Annotated in this window: 15 protein-coding genes; 11 read left to right on the top strand and 4 right to left on the bottom strand. The window is 64.3% G+C overall.

Going from position 1 to position 17037, the window contains the following annotated elements; translation table 11 throughout:
* Nucleotides 1–52 precede the first annotated feature (52 nt).
* Both THECO_RS14745 and THECO_RS14740 read right to left on the bottom strand, forming a co-directional pair.
* The gene (locus THECO_RS14745) at nt 53–1171 is read right to left on the bottom strand and encodes a superoxide dismutase (RefSeq protein WP_015255836.1); all 1119 of its coding nucleotides are present in this window, start codon (nt 1169–1171) and stop codon (nt 53–55) included.
* Between the two features lie 69 nt (nt 1172–1240).
* Entirely contained in the window at nt 1241–2299 is a 1059-nt protein-coding gene (locus tag THECO_RS14740; protein ID WP_015255835.1) for an alpha/beta hydrolase, read from the bottom strand.
* Between the two features lie 279 nt (nt 2300–2578).
* Between THECO_RS14740 and THECO_RS14735 the strand changes: the two genes are divergently transcribed.
* The 3 genes from THECO_RS14735 (at nt 2579) to fdhD (ending at nt 6615) form a co-directional block, all read left to right on the top strand.
* On the top strand, nt 2579–3325 hold the full coding sequence (locus tag THECO_RS14735) for an IclR family transcriptional regulator (RefSeq protein ID WP_015255834.1): 747 nt from the start codon (nt 2579–2581) through the stop codon (nt 3323–3325).
* Nucleotides 3326–3415: 90 nt separating this feature from the next.
* Nucleotides 3416–5815: an FdhF/YdeP family oxidoreductase gene (locus THECO_RS14730; protein WP_015255833.1), complete on the top strand. Its 2400-nt coding sequence runs from the start codon at nt 3416–3418 to the stop codon at nt 5813–5815.
* Nucleotides 5800–6615, top strand: a complete 816-nt coding sequence (gene fdhD, locus THECO_RS14725; RefSeq protein ID WP_015255832.1) for a formate dehydrogenase accessory sulfurtransferase FdhD — start codon at nt 5800–5802, stop codon at nt 6613–6615. The genes THECO_RS14730 and fdhD overlap by 16 nt, the downstream gene beginning before the upstream one ends.
* Before the next feature lie 175 nt (nt 6616–6790).
* Here the strand turns inward: fdhD and THECO_RS14720 are convergent, their stop codons facing one another.
* Complete coding sequence (locus tag THECO_RS14720) at nt 6791–7135, bottom strand: hypothetical protein (protein ID WP_015255831.1); 345 nt, start codon at nt 7133–7135, stop codon at nt 6791–6793.
* Nucleotides 7136–7318: 183 nt separating this feature from the next.
* Between THECO_RS14720 and THECO_RS14715 the strand changes: the two genes are divergently transcribed.
* On the top strand, nt 7319–8176 hold the full coding sequence (locus tag THECO_RS14715) for a helix-turn-helix transcriptional regulator (protein ID WP_015255830.1): 858 nt from the start codon (nt 7319–7321) through the stop codon (nt 8174–8176).
* A 108-nt stretch (nt 8177–8284) separates the two neighbouring features.
* Here THECO_RS14715 and acnA read toward each other — a convergent pair whose 3' ends face one another.
* Nucleotides 8285–10993, bottom strand: coding sequence for an aconitate hydratase AcnA (gene acnA, locus THECO_RS14710; RefSeq protein WP_015255829.1), 2709 nt, complete (start codon nt 10991–10993; stop codon nt 8285–8287).
* 293 nt (nt 10994–11286) lie between these two features.
* On the opposite strand from acnA, the gene THECO_RS14705 reads away from it, so the two are divergent.
* The 7 genes from THECO_RS14705 to THECO_RS14675 all read left to right on the top strand — a co-directional run bounded on the left by THECO_RS14705 (nt 11287) and on the right by THECO_RS14675 (nt 17034).
* Complete coding sequence (locus tag THECO_RS14705; RefSeq protein ID WP_015255828.1) at nt 11287–12363, top strand: amidase domain-containing protein; 1077 nt, start codon at nt 11287–11289, stop codon at nt 12361–12363.
* Between the two features lie 61 nt (nt 12364–12424).
* On the top strand, nt 12425–13585 hold the full coding sequence (locus THECO_RS14700; RefSeq protein WP_015255827.1) for a D-alanine--D-alanine ligase: 1161 nt from the start codon (nt 12425–12427) through the stop codon (nt 13583–13585).
* Between the two features lie 18 nt (nt 13586–13603).
* The gene (locus THECO_RS14695) at nt 13604–13921 is read left to right on the top strand and encodes a hypothetical protein (RefSeq protein ID WP_015255826.1); all 318 of its coding nucleotides are present in this window, start codon (nt 13604–13606) and stop codon (nt 13919–13921) included.
* 184 nt (nt 13922–14105) lie between these two features.
* Entirely contained in the window at nt 14106–14876 is a 771-nt protein-coding gene (gene fabI, locus THECO_RS14690; protein WP_015255825.1) for an enoyl-ACP reductase FabI, read from the top strand.
* 14 nt (nt 14877–14890) lie between these two features.
* Nucleotides 14891–15715 carry a sulfite exporter TauE/SafE family protein gene (locus THECO_RS14685; RefSeq protein WP_015255824.1) on the top strand — a complete coding sequence of 275 codons (825 nt, stop codon included), beginning with the start codon at nt 14891–14893 and terminating at the stop codon, nt 15713–15715.
* Nucleotides 15716–15779: 64 nt separating this feature from the next.
* Entirely contained in the window at nt 15780–16628 is an 849-nt protein-coding gene (locus THECO_RS14680) for an inositol monophosphatase family protein (protein WP_015255823.1), read from the top strand.
* A gap of 82 nt (nt 16629–16710) precedes the next feature.
* Nucleotides 16711–17034, top strand: a complete 324-nt coding sequence (locus THECO_RS14675; protein WP_015255822.1) for a hypothetical protein — start codon at nt 16711–16713, stop codon at nt 17032–17034.
* Nucleotides 17035–17037: the final 3 nt, after the last annotated feature.

Genomic DNA, 17037 nt, shown 5'->3' with positions numbered 1-17037 from the left:
GGCTGGCCGCCCTCTCCTGCTCGATTAGGCATCATGTTCCGCGGATGTTCTGTCAATACGGCTCCCACCGGAGCTGCGACGCCTTCGCGAACCGCTCGGCGACGCAGGGCCAGTTCACGACGTTCCACCAGTCCCGGATGTAGTCGGCGCGGCGGTTCTGGTGTTTCAAATAGTACGCGTGCTCCCACACATCAAGCGGAAGGAGCGGCACGACGTCCCATTGGGAGAGGTTCTGGTGCTTCTCCGCCTGCAGAATCTCGAGCCGGCCGCTGCGCGGGCTCCAGACGAGGATCGCCCAGCCGCCGCCCTCGACCTGCTCCGCCGCCGCGGAGAACTGGCGCTGGAACGCTTCGAAGCTGCCGAAGCTCGCGTTGATGGCGTCAGCGAGCGCGCCCGTCGGCCGCCCGCCGCCCTGCGGCGACATCACGTTCCAGAAAATCGTGTGCAGGCAGTGGCCGGCGCCGTTGAACGCCAGCTCCCGCTCCCAATGCTTCACGAGATCGAACTGCCCGGAGGCGCGGGCCGCCTGCAGCGCCCGCTCCGCCCGGTTCAGACCGTCGACGTAGGCGCGGTGGTGCCGGTCGTGATGGATGCGCATCGTCGCCTCGTCGATGTACGGCTCCAGCGCATCGTAAGCGTAGGGCAGCGGCGGCAGCGTATGCCCGCCGATCGGCACCGCACGCCAGGGCCGGCTGCGATCGGGAGGACTGCGGTCCTCCGCTTCGCTGCGGAGCTTCTGGCCGGCGTCCGCCGCGCCGCCCGGCTCCTGATGCTCCCGCCGCGCCAGCCGCGCCCGTGCCGCCGCGGCCGCCTGCGCGAGCGCATCCGCCTCCTCCGCGCGGCCGCTGATGCGGGCGCCGTCCGCCAGCCGCTCGAGATGGCCGGCGAACGCTTCGGTCTGGGCGTATGCGGCTTCTTCCAGTGCCCGGCCGTGCGGCTCCGGGATCGCGGCGAACCCGCCTGCCGGATCCGCCCGGGCCTGCCGCCAATACTCGGCACAGCGTGCCGTATAATCGAAGACCGGCACCCAGTCGCCGAGCAGGCGGGCGCCGGGCGGATTGAACGCCGCAATCCGCCGGGACAGTTCAGCGGCCGTCCGCTGCTCTTCCCTTTTCCAGGCGGCGATGGCCTCGGCCGGATCGGACGGCGTTTCGTTCTCGCTCAAGGTCACGGCGCGTCATTCCTCCTTCCGCGTCTCTCTTGCCGGATGCTTCCGTAAGAGATGTATTCGCGGAGCAGGTTATCCTATGCCGGCGAGAAAAGCGGTGACGCGCTGCATATATTCTTCGGTGTGCGTGCGGAACATCATCTCATGCTGCCCGCCCGGCACGATCCAGGCCGACGACAGCGGATGGCGCTGATTCGCGGCGATCGTCTCGGCGATCGAAGCCGGCGCCTTCGCATCGTTCGTCCCGTGGATGAGCAGGATCGGCATGTCGTAGGAGGTGCTTTCGATCCGGTCGGACGGAATGCTGGCGAGGCGGGTGCCGGACCAGAGCGGGAAGAACGCCGCGACGAGCGAAGGCGACGGAAATCCGTCAACCGGCGAGAACTCCGCCAGATTCAGCGCGAGCGTGCCGGCGTCGGCGATGAACGTGCTGTCCAGAATCATCGCCGCGATGTCGTCCGTCAGGAAAGCGGCCTGCAGCGCCGTTCCCGCGCCCATCGAGAAACCCCAGACAATGATATCGTCCGCGCCGGTCTCCTTCGCGTATTCGATCACCTTGACCAGCTGGCGCGACTCCGTGACGCCGCCCGTCGCCGGCGCCCGGTCTTCGGCGGAGGCGTAGCCGTAATCGAACAGAATGATGTTGTACTCCAGCAGATGCATCGTCTCGGCCAGATCGTACATCGGAACCCACGGTTCCTCCCGGTTCGTGCCGTAGCCGTGGCTGAAGATGATGGTGCGCGAACCGCCGGCCGTGGCGGGGATGTACCAGCCGCTGACGGCGGGAATGCCGCCCGATGCGGGGATGACAAATTCGGAGTAGGCCAGCTGCTTCGCCTGCATCGGATCGGAGGCGAGCGGCGCGACGGCGGGATAGGCGAGCCGCCAGGCGATGAGGCCGTGGGCGGCCGTGAAGATCAGCAGCGCGAACGCCGTCAGGGAGGCGAGCGCGAGGACGGCGACTTTCAGGCCTTTGTGCCGGGGTGTCGCAGGAGCGCGCTGCTCCGCCGGCGGATCGTCGGGCAGAACAGGCAGACCGGGACCGGCGCCGGGCAGCAGCGCGGGACCCGGCAGCGCAGCCGGACCGCTGCTTGAAATGCCGGCCTCAAGATGCATGACCTTCGATCTCATGCGGATCCCCTCCCCCGGAATGTAAGCGCTTTTAATCGGTTACTTTTATCCTATGGGAGCACCGGCATGCGTGTCAATTTGCGTCGACAAGTTGTTAGGCAAGTGTAATCTTGGCGTAAAAAATCGGCCGGAATATTCCTTCTTTACCATCTCGTCTCCCCGTCTGCCGCACGTTCTTCCGATTGCCTATGGCCCGCGGACGCGGAGTGCGTTATACTGGTTGATACAGAGTTTCATTGTACGAAACACCGGAAGTTGATCATGGGAGGCGATCTTCCGATGGACGACGGGAAATCGACGGTCCGCGCGGTCGAACGGGCGCTGGACATTCTGCTGCTGTTCCTCGAGCGCGCCGAATGGTCGATGACCGAGATGGCGGAGCGGACCGGCCTGCACAAAAGCACGGTGCACCGCATGCTTGCCACGCTCGAACACAAAGGTTTTGTCGCGCGGGATTCGCTGACCGAACGCTACCGCATCGGCATGCGGATCTGGGAACTGGCGGCGAATCTGTCCTCCAGCGACGACCCGGCCTCCCTGCTCCTGCCCGAAATGGAGCGGCTGCGCGACATGCTCGGCGAGACGGTCAGCCTGTACGTCCGCGACGGCAAGGAGCGGATCCGGATCCAGGCGGTGCAGAGCAACCAGCCGGTCCGGCGCGTCGCTCCGGTCGGCGCCCGCCTGCCGCTCTACGTCGGCGCGTCGAGCAAGGTGCTGCTCGCCTGGGCCGACGAGGAGACGCTGCGCCTCGTGCTGGACGATCCCGCTTGGCCGGCATCCATCGACCGGACGGCGTTTATGGCGCAGCTTGAAGCCATCCGCGAGACCGGCTATGCGACCAGCTTCGAGGAGCGCGAGCCCGGAGCGGCGGCGGTGTCCGCGCCGATTCTGGACCGTGCGGGCCGTCTCATGGCCGCGCTGTCCGTCTCCGGGCCGTCCGGGCGGCTGACGCCGGAAGTGATGCAGTCGTATGTGCCGGCCATCCGGGAAGCCGCGCGCCGCATGGGCATGATGCTGGGCAAGTGATCCGCCGGCCCGGCATCTCCCGCGTTGTTGTGCAAAGGCTTTCCTGATACGATGGAAGTGTGATGGCGGACAGAGGAGGACGGATGCAAAATGGGAAAAACGAAACACGGCGGCCCGATGCGTCTGCCGAAGACGCCGAAGCCCGGACTGTGGGTCAGCCCGGTTCCGCTCGGCCTCGGCAAGGTGAAGCCGCATCACATCATGGAGACGGCCAAAACGGTATGGCGGAACCGGGACAACCTGCCCTATGCCTGGCGCATCCTGACCCAGGGCGTATGCGACGGATGCGCGCTCGGCGTCTCCGGCCTGCGGGACCGGACGCTCACGGGACCGCATCTGTGCACGACCCGGCTGAATTTGCTGCGCCTCAATACGGCGCCGGCCATCCCCGATGACATCCTGACGGCGGACATCGACGAGCTCAGGCGCATGAGCAGCGCCGAGCTGCGGGAATTGGGGCGGCTCCCTTATCCGATGATCCGCGAGCGCGGAGAGCGGCGTTTCCGCCGCGTGTCGTGGGACGAGGCGATGGACCGGATCGCGGACAAATTCCGCGCCGTCGATCCGAAGCAGGCGGCGTTCTATCTGACGGCCCGCGGCCTGACGAACGAGACGTACTACATGGCGGCGAAAACGGCGCGCTTCCTCGGCACGAACCATATCGACAACGCTTCGCGCATCTGCCACTCGCCGTCCAAGACCGCGCTCAAGCGGTCGATCGGCATCGGTGCGTCGAGCTGCAGCTACACGGACTGGATCGGCACGGACGTGCTCGTCTTCTGGGGCAGCGTCGCCGCGAACAACCAGCCCGTTTCCACGAAATACATGTACGCCGCCAAACGGCAGGGCACGAAGATCATCGTCATCAATCCGTACCGCGAGCCGGCGATGGACGGCTACTGGATTCCTTCGATCCCGGAATCGGCCCTGTTCGGCACGAAGCTGGCGGACGACTGGTACCAGGTCAATATCGGCGGCGACATCGACTTCATGAACGGCGTCATGAAGCATTGGTTCGAGATGGAGAAGCAGGAGCCCGGCTCCGCGCTCGATCTCGCCTTCATCAGCAAGCATGTGAACGGCCTGGAAGAACTGCGGGCGCATGTCGCGGGGCTGGATTGGGACGACATCGAGCGCGGGTCGGGGCTTTCCCGTGAGCGGATCGCGGAGTTCGCCGAACTGCTGGCCCGCGCCCGCAGCGGCGTTTTCGTCTGGAGCATGGGGCTGACGCAGCACCGGTTCGGGACCGACAACGTGACGCAGGTGGTCAATCTGGCGCTGCTCCGCGGCTTTCTCGGCCGGGCGAAGTGCGGCCTCATGCCGATCCGCGGCCACAGCGGCGTACAAGGGTCGAGCGAGATGGGGGCCGATCCGTTCAGCCTGCCGGGCGGCGATTTCGATCCGGAGACGATTGCGCGGATCGAGAAACTGTGGGGCTTCGACATTCCGAAGTGGCAGGGCGACATTGTCGGCGTCACCCTGGAGAACGCGCTGCTGCCGGATGATCACGAGCGGCGGCTCCGGCTGTTCTACACCTCCGGCGGCAACTTCCTCGAGACGATGCCGAATCCTGACCGGATCAGGCAGTCGCTGGAGAACATCGAGCTCCGCGTCCACCAGGACATCATTCTGAATACGTCGATGCTGGCGGACGCGCGGGAGGCGGTCATTCTGCTGCCGGCCAAGACGCGCTATGAGCAGGAGGGCGGCGGCACGTCGACGTCGACGGAGCGGATGGTCTACTTCTCGCCGGAGATCCGCGGTCCGCGGATCGGCGAGGCCCGCGAGGAATGGCGCATCTTCCTCGATCTGGCGCGCCGCGTGAAGCCGGAGGAAGCGGCCCGGTCGATGAAGGCGGAGTCGGCGGACGAGATCCGGGCGGAGATTGCCCTTGCGGCGCCGAACTACGACGGCATTCAACATTTGCGGAAGCAGGGCGACTTCTTCCAGTGGGGCGGCGCCTGGCTGTGCGAGGGCGGCGTCTGCCCGACGCCGGACGGCCGGGGCCGGCTCATTCCGATCGCCTCGCCCGGCATCCGCCGCGCGGCGGGCGCTTTTCTGGCGACGACGCGCCGGGGCAAACAGTTCAATTCGATGGTGTACGGCAGCGTCGACCCGTTCAACGGCGCGCTCCGGGAAGATGTGCTGATGAGTCCCGAAGACGCGGCCGAACTCGGCATCGCGGACGGCGAAGCGGTCGTCGTCCACAACCGTTTCGGCCGGTTCTACGGGCGGCTCCGAACGGCGCCCGTCGCCCGCGGCAACCTCGAGCTGTTCTGGCCGGAAGGCAACGTCCTGTTCCCGTCCGGCGTCTATGAGCCGCACGCCGGCATACCCGAGTACAACACGGAAGTGAAGGTCGAGCAAGCCGACGTCTTCTACGCCCGCAAGGACCGCAAATACCGGACGAAGGAAGCGGAAGTGCCGGAGGAAGACGGTCTGCCTGCGGGCGCGGCGGGAGCGGGGGCGCAGCCATGCCGGACGGAATAGATCGCGCCGTCGACACCGCGTTTCCCGTATGGAGATACAGCGCTGACGGCTGGTCGGCCGGCGAAGACGCGGTGGCCGAAGAGATTCCGCTGACGGTCCGGCTGGACGGCGAAGAGTTCGTCACGGTCGTCTGCTCGCCGCAGGATACCGAAGATCTTGTGTTCGGTTTTCTCGCGGGCGAGGGGATCATCGCGTCGCCTGAAGATATCGAGCGGATCGACTGGGACGAGGCGGCCGGTTTCGCGGATGTCCGGCTGCGCCGCCGGCTGGACGGGGCGGAGGCCGATTTCGGCAGGCGCGTCATCGGCTCCTGCTGCGGGCGCAGCCGGCAGTTCTACTTCCGAAGCGACGTGCGCACGGCGCGGACTTCGATCTCGCGGGTGCGGATGCGGCCGGAGGAATGTCTGGCCGCCATGGCCGAACTGCAGCGCCGTTCGGCCGAATTCGCGCGCACGGGCGGCGTGCACAATGCGGCGCTGTGGTCGCCGGGGCGCGGGCTGATCGCGATGCGGACGGACATCGGCCGCCACAACGCGCTCGACAAGCTGCTCGGCTACTGTCTGCGGCGCGGCATACCGACCCGGGATGCGGCGATTATTTTCAGCGGGCGTATTTCCTCGGAGGTGCTGCTGAAGACGGCGAAGATCGGCGCGGCGATCCTGATCGCGAAGTCGGCGCCGACCGGCCTCGCGCTGCGTCTGGCGCACGACCTCGGCATCACGGCGGCCGGCTTCGTCCGCGGCGGCCGGATGAACGTTTACACGCACCCCGAGCGGCTCGGCGCCGCCGGGCAGCCTTGAATCGCGGGCAGTACAGGGAGCGGGACGAGGTTTCGCAAGCCGCCAGACCATGCCTGCGCGGGACGAAGATCTCCGAGACCATCCGGCGCGCTCCTTCCTGAGCGAAGGGGATATGGTGCCAAAGCAGCCGAAAGGGGCTTCGTCCCAATATGCACCGAACCGCTGATTTCGCGGCTTACGATTTCTTACGCTTCGCTTCCGCCGCAAGCACCGCGGGGTACGCAAGGATCAGCAAGAACGTGAGGTATGCCGAGTTCTCGAAATAAGCTTTGAATTTTTCTTTCGACCAGCCGTCCTCGCCGATGATCCAATAGGCCACCGCATTCGATACGCCGAGCCCGTCGTTCGCTTCAGGGATCAGGCTTTGCGTGTAATTTTGCGCAAGGCACACCGTGGCAAGAGCGGAAATGGTGATCGCAAGCTGGATGCCGTTTGCGTACGGATGACGAACCGCCGATTTTCTGAAAACCAGCACCGAAGCGAGAATGAAGACCAGGCAGATCAGCAAAAACAACACCATCAGACGCCTCCATTTCAAACCATGCTTCCTGTTGCTTTATTCCACGCCCCGCTTTCTATTCCTTTTCAAGCACCGATGATTGTTCCATCCGCCATTCCTCAGGTAAGATAGCATTGTGGAACACCGGGCGCGCCGGATGCCTCCTGATCCCGGACCGCGCCGGTTTGAAAGGAAGGAAATGTCATGAGCGCTGATCAGCGACGGGCGGAACTCAGCCGTTTCCTGCGAACGCGCAGGCTTCGGCTGTCGCCGGAGCTTGCGGGCCTCCGGAACGTCGACCTTTCGCGCCGGAGAACGAAGGGGCTTCGCCGCGAGGAAGTGGCCGCACTTGCCGGCATATCGCTTCCCTGGTACACGCAGCTGGAGCAAGGGCGGGACATTCAGGTATCCGATCAAGTGCTGGACAGCCTGGCCAGGGTGCTTCGTCTGGATGCCGACGAACGCAAGCATTTGTTTTTCCTGGCCGGCTCGCGAAGGGATGACGCAATGCCGGCCGACGAGCGTGAGGACGTACCCGCCTCGCTGCGATACATGCTGGATCAATTTTCCGCCCTTCCCGCTTACATTTGCGACGAAAAGATGAATGTGCTCGCATGGAACCGGCTGGCGGAGGCCGTCTTCGGCCCGTTCGAGTCGACGCATCCGTACGGACGAAACCTCGTCTGGCGCATGTTCATGATGCCTTCGCACCGGTCCATGTACCTTGAATGGGAAAGTCTGGCCAAGACGATGCTGGGTCATTTCCGTCCGAAGTATGCGAGACATCTGGAAAACCCGTGGTACAAGGATTTCGTTGCCGCATTGTCGGCAGGAAGTCCCGAATTCGCGGACTGGTGGGATGACTATGAGGTGCATTGCTCGTACCGGCATCCCTACGTCATGGAGCACCCGGAGGCCGGGCGGCTTCATCTGGACCCGCAGATCATGCAGATCGATGAACAGGAGCTGTATTTGACCGTCTTCACGCCGGATCTGCATGACGGTTCGATCCAGCGGCTGGCCATGCTGAACGAAAGGGACGGCTCGAAAGTCCGTTCCTGAGCGAAGGGGACAGGGTCCCAAAGCTTAAAAAAAGGGCTTCCGCCCGAGCGAATGCTTGAGCGGAAAGCCCTTTTTCCGTTATAGCGTCAGCCTGCCTGCGTTTCAGCCTCAGCTTGCGATCATCTGACGGAGAACCGTCTGCAGGATGCCGCCGTTGCGGTAATATTCGATGTCGACGTAGGAGTCGAGCCGGACGGTGACCGGGAACTCGAACTTGCTGCCGTCTTCGCGGGTTGCGACCACCTTGACGGTGTCGCCCGGCTTGATGTCGTTCGTCAGGCCGACGATGTCGAACGTCTCGCGGCCCGTGATGCCGAGCGATTGCCAGTTGTCGCCGTTCTGGAATTGCAGCGGCAGGACGCCCATGCCGACCAGGTTCGCGCGGTGGATCCGCTCGAAGCTTTCGGCGATGACGGCCTTGATGCCGAGCAGGTAAGTGCCCTTCGCCGCCCAGTCGCGGGAGCTGCCCATGCCGTATTCCTTGCCGGCGATGACGACGAGGTTCGTGCCGTCCGCCTGATACTTCATCGCGGCGTCGTAGATCGACATCACTTCGTCCGTCGGCAGATACTTCGTCACGCCGCCTTCCGTGCCCGGCGCCACCTGGTTCCGGATGCGGATGTTGGCGAACGTGCCGCGCATCATCACTTCGTGATGGCCGCGGCGGGAGCCGTACGAGTTGAAGTCCTCGCGCTTCACGCCGTGCTCGATCAGGTATTTGCCCGCCGGGCTGTCGACCTTGATGTTGCCCGCCGGCGAGATGTGGTCGGTCGTCACGTTGTCGCCGAGCAGCGCCAGCGCGCGGGCGCCGGTGATGTCGCCGAGGTCCTTGACGCCTTCATGCAGGTTCTCGAAGAACGGCGGGTTCGCGATGTAAGTCGATTTTTCGTCCCACTCGTACGATTCGCCCTGCGGCACCGGAATCTTGTTCCAGCGCTCGTTCTGCGTGAACACGTTCGCGTATTTCGCGCGGAACATGTCCGGCGTGAGCGATTGGTTGATCGCGTCCTGAATCTCTTGCGACGACGGCCAGATGTCGCGCAGGTAGACCGGCTGGCCGTTCGGGTCGTAGCCGAGCGGATCCTTCGTCAGGTCGATGTCCACCGTGCCCGCGATCGCATAGGCGACGACGAGCGGCGGCGAAGCGAGGAAGTTCGCTTTGACCTGCGCATGGACGCGGCCTTCGAAGTTCCGGTTGCCGGACAGGACGGACGCGACCGTCAGGTCGCTGTCGGCGATCGCCTGGCTCACTTCATCCGGCAGCGGACCGGAGTTGCCGATACAGGTTGCGCAGCCGTAGCCCGCGATGTGGAAGCCGAGCTTCTCGAGCGGCTCCATCAGGCCGGCTTTCTTCAGGTAGTCGGTGACGACGAGCGAGCCCGGCGTCAGCGAAGTCTTGACGTATTCTTTCACCGTCAGGCCGCGTTCGACCGCCTTCTTCGCGACGAGGCCCGCGCCGAGCATGACGGACGGGTTCGACGTGTTCGTGCAGCTCGTGATCGCCGCGATGACGACCGCGCCGGTGCCCATCTTGCTGACCTTGCCGTTCTTGTGCTTCACTTCGACGGTTTCGGCGATCTTCTCCTCGGTAAGGCCGTAGCCGCCCTTCTCGATCGGCGTGCGGATGATGGTGTTCCACGATTCCTTCATCGCCGTCAGCTCGATGCGGTCCTGCGGACGCTTCGGACCCGCGAGGCTCGGCACGATCGTCGACAGGTCGAGCTCGATGACGTCCGAGAACACCGGATCCGGCGTGTCGTCCGTCCGGAACATGCCCTGCGCCTTGTAATAGGCTTCGACGAGCGCGATCTGCTCCTCGCTGCGGCCCGTCTGACGCAGGAAGTCGAGCGAGATGTGGTCGACCGGGAAGAAGCCGATCGTCGCGCCGTATTCCGGCGCCATGTTCGCGACCGTCGCGCGGTCCGGCAGGCTGATGTTCGACAGGCCCGGGCCGAAGAACTCAACGAACTTGCCGACGACGCCTTTCTTGCGGAGCATCTGCGTAACCGTCAGCGCCAGGTCGGTCGCCGTCGCGCCTTCTGCCAGCTTGCCCGTCAGCTTGAAGCCGATGACTTCCGGTGTGACGAAATAGAGCGGCTGGCCGAGCATGCCGGCTTCCGCCTCGATGCCGCCGACGCCCCAGCCGACGACGCCGAGGCCGTTGATCATCGTCGTATGCGAGTCCGTGCCGACAAGCGAATCCGGGAAGACGACCGTCTCGCCGTCCACCGTTTTCGTCGCCGCGACGGTGGCGAGGTACTCCAGGTTCACCTGGTGCACGATACCCGTTCCCGGAGGCACGGCGCGGAAGTTCTCGAACGCCGTCTGCGCCCAGCGGAGGAAGCGGTACCGTTCACCGTTCCGTTCGAATTCGATCCGTTCGTTCGTCTCCTGCGCGTCGGGCGAACCGAACGCGTCGACCATGACGGAGTGGTCGATGACGAGGTCGACCGGCACAAGCGGGTTGATCCGCTTCGGGTCGCCGCCCGCTTTCTTCACGGTGTCGCGCATCGCCGCCAGGTCGACGACGACCGGAACGCCGGTGAAGTCTTGCAGTACGATGCGGGCGGGGATGAACGGAATTTCTTTGTCTTGACGGCCTTCCGCCCAGGTGGCCAGCAGTTTCACGTGGTCCTTCGTGATGGCGTGTCCGTCGTATTGGCGGACGGCCGCTTCGAGCAGCACCTTGATCGAGAACGGAAGCTTGCCGATGCTGCCGAGGCCTTGCTCCTCCAGCCCTTGCAGCCGGTAGTAGGCATATGTCTTGCCGCCGACTTCAAGGCTGGAGCGGATGCCGTAGGCATCTTGCTTCGCCATGGAAAGTCTCCTCCTTACCGTATGGGGTCTCTCTGCCGCGATTCGTTTCTTCCGGACAATGTTGTTTCGTCTGGTGAAACTCAATTTCATAATCGCGCTATATTCCTAGTATATCGTTTGCAATGATCAACGTAAAGCCTGATTTTGTCGCTTCCGCGCCGTCTGACGGCCGCTAGGGCCCGCCGGATTCATGAAACCGGCGTCCGGCACATATACATGAAGCGATGCTTTTCCTGCCCCGGGGAACTGCCCCGGGACCGCAGACCGCGAGCTTGAGGGGAGGAGGGGCCGGCATGGCGCTGCAAAGCGAAGCCGGGCGACGCCCGCCGGCTTTGCACGGGTGGCGGGCAGCCGTGCACGAATACGTGAAGTGCGTGAGTGAAGCGGAGATCGATATGACCGCCGGACCGCTTACGGCCGTCGCGGAGGATGACAAGCACCTGGGCCGGCTCGAAACCCGCTTGAAGCGCATGCGCGAGCGGGAACATCGGCGCGGCGCGTTTCCCGAGCGGCAAGAAGCCCGTGCGGTTCTGCTCGGCTTCCGCGAGGAAGGCCGTACGGCCGCGGTCCGCCTGCAATTGCATCTCAAGCGAAGCTTGTCCTTCGGGGAAGCCTCCTATACCGAGGAAAAACTGGAGATCGAACGCATCCGGCTCGAACTTCGAAACGGCGTCTGGCGGGTGACCGGCATCGAACCCGAGATTGCGGAGCGGCGGCGGGAACCCCCCGGCCCGACGGCGCCGCCCGACCCGGACCCGGAGGGAACCGCCGGCCGGTCCGGGCAGGAGCAGGACGAACCGGCAATTCCGCTACCTTATATAAACGGCCGGCTGCTGCCGCATTTCCAGAAGATGCGCGCAGGCATTCCGTACCGCCGGGATCTGGCGGCCGCGTATGCCGACCGCTGGTGGAACGAGCCGAATCCCGCTTATGAGAAGTTCGAAGTGAACTGCACGAACTATGTTTCCCAGTGCCTCTTTGCAGGCCATGCTCCGATGAACTATACTGGTAGAAGAGATTCGGGCTGGTGGTACAAGGGGCGCAGCGGCGGCCGTGAGCTGTGGAGCTACAGCTGGGCGGTCTCGCATGCGCTTCAATCGTATTTGGCGAGGGGCGCGACGTCCGGCCTGCAGGCCGTTCAGGTCGAATCGCCGGCGGATCTGATGCTCGGAGACGTCATTTTCTACGACTGGGACGGCGACGGACGGTTTCAGCACAGCACGATCGTCACCGCCTTTGACAGCGCGGGGATGCCGCTCGTCAACGCGAATACGACGGCCAGCCGCCACCGCTATTGGGATTACCGCGATTCTTACGCCTGGACGGAACGGACGCGGTACAAATTTTTTCACATCGCGGACGAATTCTGATCGTCCGCGCGGCCGGACAGCGCCTGAGGCTGCAGGATAATCTGAGAACCGGAGGATGGACATGGGGGATAAAGTTCGGGTAGGGCTCGTCTACGGCGGCCGTTCCGGAGAACATGAGGTGTCGCTGCAGACCGCGTTCTCCGTGCTGCAAGCATTCGATTACGACAAATATGAAATCCAGCCATTCTATATTACGAAGCAGGGCATCTGGCATGCCGGGCCGGCGCTGTCGGCTCCGCCGGAACATATCGGCCTCATCCGTTACGACGAAGCGGACGGATCCGCGTCGGAACAGCTGCTGCTGCCCGTGTTCGAACGGATGGCCGCTCCGCCCAAGGCGCCGGCTGCAGCCGCGAAGGCGGTTCAGAAAGCCGCGCCTTCGGCATCGTCGGGCGGCAGCGGCGGCAAGCGGCTGGATGTCGTCTTTCCGCTGCTGCACGGGACGTACGGCGAGGACGGCACGATCCAGGGGCTGCTGGAAATGGCGGGCATTCCGTATGTCGGCGCGGGCGTGCTTGCTTCGGCTGTCGGCATGGACAAGGTCATGATGAAGCGGGTGTTCGCCCATGAAGGGCTGCCGCAGTGCGTGTTCCGGCATTTCACCCGGGCGCAGTGGGACAAGGATGCGCAATATTTCATCATGGAGATCGAGGTGTCGCTCGGCTACCCTTGCTTCGTCAAGCCGGCCAACCTCGGTTCGAGCGTCGGCATCTCGAAGGCCTACAACCGCGAGCAGCTGATCCAGGCGGTGGAATATGCGTTCCGTTACGACCGCAAGGTGCTCGTCGAAGAATTCGTGAACGCCAGGGAGCTGGAAGTGAGCGTGCTCGGCAACGACGAGCCCCGCGCGTCGGTCGTCGGGGAGATTGTCTCGTCGAACGACTTCTATGACTACAACGCGAAATATATCGACGGCAAATCCGTCATGAAGATTCCGGCCGACATCCCGGAGGAGACGGCCGAACAGATCCGCGAGATGGCGCTTCGCGCCTATCAGGCGATCGACGGATCGGGCCTTGCGCGCGTCGACTTCTTCCTGCGCAAGGAAGACGGCCGCATCTTCCTGAACGAAGTGAACACGATGCCGGGATTTACGCCGTTCAGCATGTACCCGCTGCTCTGGAAGGAGTCGGGGCTGCCCTATCGGGAACTGCTCGACAAGCTGATCGCGCTCGCGTTCGAGCGGCATGAAGCGAAGCAGAAGCTCGTCTACGGCGAATAAGTTGAAGGAGGGAATCCGATGGGTTTTCCGACCGAATTCAACTCCGTGTGCAAGTTCAAATCCGACCAGGAGCTGTACGAACTGCTGGAATACGGCCGGGGCAAAATGGTCAAAAGCGGATTCCGCGTCTACCCGACCGGGCAGAAAGTGATCGCCTACACGCCGGACAACCGGGCGATCGCCATCGTCAAGATCGTCGCGTCGATCGCGGAGATCAATTTCCAGGGTGAAGAAGTGACCGAGGTCGAGATGGAGCTCGTCCGCAGGCTGACGGACGAAGAATCGCGCATCCAGACGGCGCTGGCGCACGAGATGTTCTTCGGCGAGCAATCCTGACGGCCGGCGCAGCGATGCGGAGAGGCGGCGTTTCCGGGCGCTCCTTCCGGCCCGTGCGGTCCGGTGCGGGACAAGCTCCCGCGGGCGGACGAGCATTTTGCGCGGGGCGTGAGGGGTGCCACTTGAAATCGTTGCCAGAATCCGTTAAGTTGGACGAAGGACAAGTCAAGGAGGAGATCGGTTCATGAGCGGACTGCTTAACGGCAAGAACATCGTCGTCATGGGCGTGGCGAACGACCGGAGCATCGCCTGGGCGATCGCCCGCTCGCTTAAGGCGCAGGGCGCCAACCTCGCATTCACGTACGAGAGCGAGCGCGTGGAGGAGCGGGTGCGCAAGCTCGCCGAAACGATGCCGGGCTCGCTCGTCCTGCCGTGCAACGTGACGTCCGACGAAGACATCGAACGGCTGGCCGACGCGCTGCGCGAGTCGTTCGGCGTGCTGCACGGCGTCGTGCACAGCATCGCCTTCGCGAAGACGGAAGAGCTGGAAGGGCTTTATGTCAACACCTCGCGTGCGGGTTTCGCCCTGGCCCATGACATCAGCGCCTACTCGCTGACGGCGGTGGCGCAGAAACTGTATCCGCTCATGACCGAAGGCGGCAGCATCATGACGATGACCTATCTCGGCGCCGAACGGGCGATGCCGAACTACAACGTCATGGGCGTGGCGAAGGCGGCGCTCGAAGCGTCCGTCCGCTATCTCGCCGCCGACCTCGGACAATACAACATCCGCGTCAATGCCATTTCGGCCGGGCCGATCCGGACGCTCGCGGCCAAAGGGATCAAGGACTTCAACTCGATTCTGCGCCAGGTCGAAGAGAAAGCGCCGCTGCGGCGGACGACGGACGCGGAGGAAGTCGGCGACACCGCGATGTTCCTGATGAGCCATCTGTCGCGCGGCATTACGGGCGAAGTCATTTACGTGGACAACGGCTATCATATTGTCGGCGTGTGATCCGTTAATTCGCCATGTTCATTGCCATCATCCTGCTCATCATCCTCGGACTGATCGCCGCCGTCTTCGGCAGCATCGTCGGGCTCGGTGGCGGCATCATCATCGTGCCGTCCCTCCTTCTGTTCGGCCCGATGCTGACCGGCGAGCCGATCGGGCACAGCACGGCTGTCGGCACATCGCTGGCGGTGCTGATCGTAACCGCGCTCGCTTCGACGCTGAGCTACATGAAGGACAAGCGCGTCGATTTCCGCATCGCGTGGCTGCTCTTCGCCACCAGCGGACCGGCGGCGATGCTCGGCTCCGCCTTGACCGGACAATTGCAGGGCGGCCCGTTCCGGATCGTGTTCGGCGTCTTCATGCTGCTTATGGCACTGCTGCTCATGCTGCGCGACCGGATGAAGCCGTCCTCGCGGGCGTGGCCGATGCGCCGCGTCTGGACCGACGCCGCCGGGAACGAGCACGAGTACGGCTTCGCGCTGCTGCCCGGGCTCATCGTCGGTTTCGGCGTCGGTCTCGTCTCCGGGCTGTTCGGCATCGGCGGAGGCTCGCTGTTCGTGCCGGTCATGGTGATCCTGTTCCGGTTTCCGCCGCATGTGGCGACCGCGACTTCGATGTTCACAATCTTCCTGTCGTCGCTGCTCGGCAGCGGCGTGAAGGCGGGGCTCGGCGAGATCGACTGGCTGCTGGCGGCGGCGCTGCTCCCCGGTGCCTGGATCGGCGGCAAGATCGGCGCCTGGATCGCCCGGCGCATGTCCGGCCGGGGTCTCCTGTGGCTGCTGCGCGTGACGCTGCTCGTGCTGGCGGTCCGCATGATATTCGAAGGAATTCAATCACTGTAGGCCATCAATGGGCGGGCGTACCGCTTAATCAAGCGTTATTTTCGGACGGAAAGGGGGGGAGATCATGAACGATACGGACAGCCGGCAGGTCATCGGCCGGAAAAGCTTCGCGGCCGTGGCGATCAACTGCGCGGCGAAGGCGGGCGAATGGATCAAGACGAAGGTGGGCGGCTACGCCAGCCTGAATCAGAAAACGTCGCACCACGACCTCGTGACGGAAGTGGACAAAGGTTCGGAGAACCTGATCCGCAGCCTCATTCTGACGCACTTTCCGGACCATGCCGTTCTCGGGGAGGAAGGCGTCGAACCGGGGCCGGCCGCGTCGGCGGCGGCGCTCGAAGAAGTGAAGGATGCGGAATATCTGTGGATCATCGACCCGATCGACGGGACGACGAACTTCGTGCACGGATTTCCTTTCTTCTCCGTCTCGATCGCGCTGGCGCACCGGGGCGAGGTCATCCTCGGCGTCGTCTACGATCCGTCGAAAGACGAGTTGTTCATCGCGGAGAAAGGCAAGGGCGCTTACGTCCACGGCCGGCGCACCCGGGTGTCCGGCGAGACCGGCCTTAAGGAGAGCCTCGTCGCAACGGGCTTTCCGGCCGACCGTGACGGCGCGCTCCCGCTCAACATGCGCCAGCTTGAGGCTGTCGTGCCCCGCGTGCGGAACGTGCGCACGGCCGGGTCGGCGGCGCTGCATCTGGCTTATGTGGCCGCGGGCCGGCTCTCCGCCTTCTGGGAGATCGGCCTGAACAGCTGGGATATCGCGGCAGGCGCGCTGCTCATCCAGGAGTCGGGAGGCGTCGTCACCGATCTGGACGGCAACCCGTACCATCTCGGCGTGCGCAATATCGTGGCGTCGAACGGCGCCGTGCACGACGAACTTCTGGCCGTGCTCCGCTCGGCGGCGGAATAACGGATCGGGCGCTTCCCGATACTACACGGGACGGCACGATTGCATCGTCATCCAATCGGCATCTTGCGGGAAGGTGAAGCGCATGGAAGGACGGGAAGGACGGCAGGCCGGCGGCCGCGCTCCGCACGATGCGGAAGCGGAGCGGGTGCTTGCGGAGCAGCTGACGGACGGCCCGCTCGATGAGTCGGGCCGCGAGGAGCGCGTCCGGGCAAGCCTGCCGCCGAAGTACGAAGTGCGGATCCGGATGGAGTACGATCCGATCGTGGAAGAGACGAAGCGGTACCGCAGCATGGCGCGCGAGATCGACGGCCGCTACGACCGCTTCATGATCCGGATGGATGCGGACGCCCCGGACGAGGAACGGACAGACGGACAGAACGGAGAAGGGCAGGATGGAGAGCGGTAGACC

The sequence above is a fragment of the Thermobacillus composti KWC4 genome (assembly GCF_000227705.2).
In the GTDB taxonomy this organism is placed as follows: domain Bacteria; phylum Bacillota; class Bacilli; order Paenibacillales; family Paenibacillaceae; genus Thermobacillus; species Thermobacillus xylanilyticus.
Note: the sequence above shows the minus strand (reverse complement) of the source record. Positions and strands in the feature narration are given on the sequence as shown.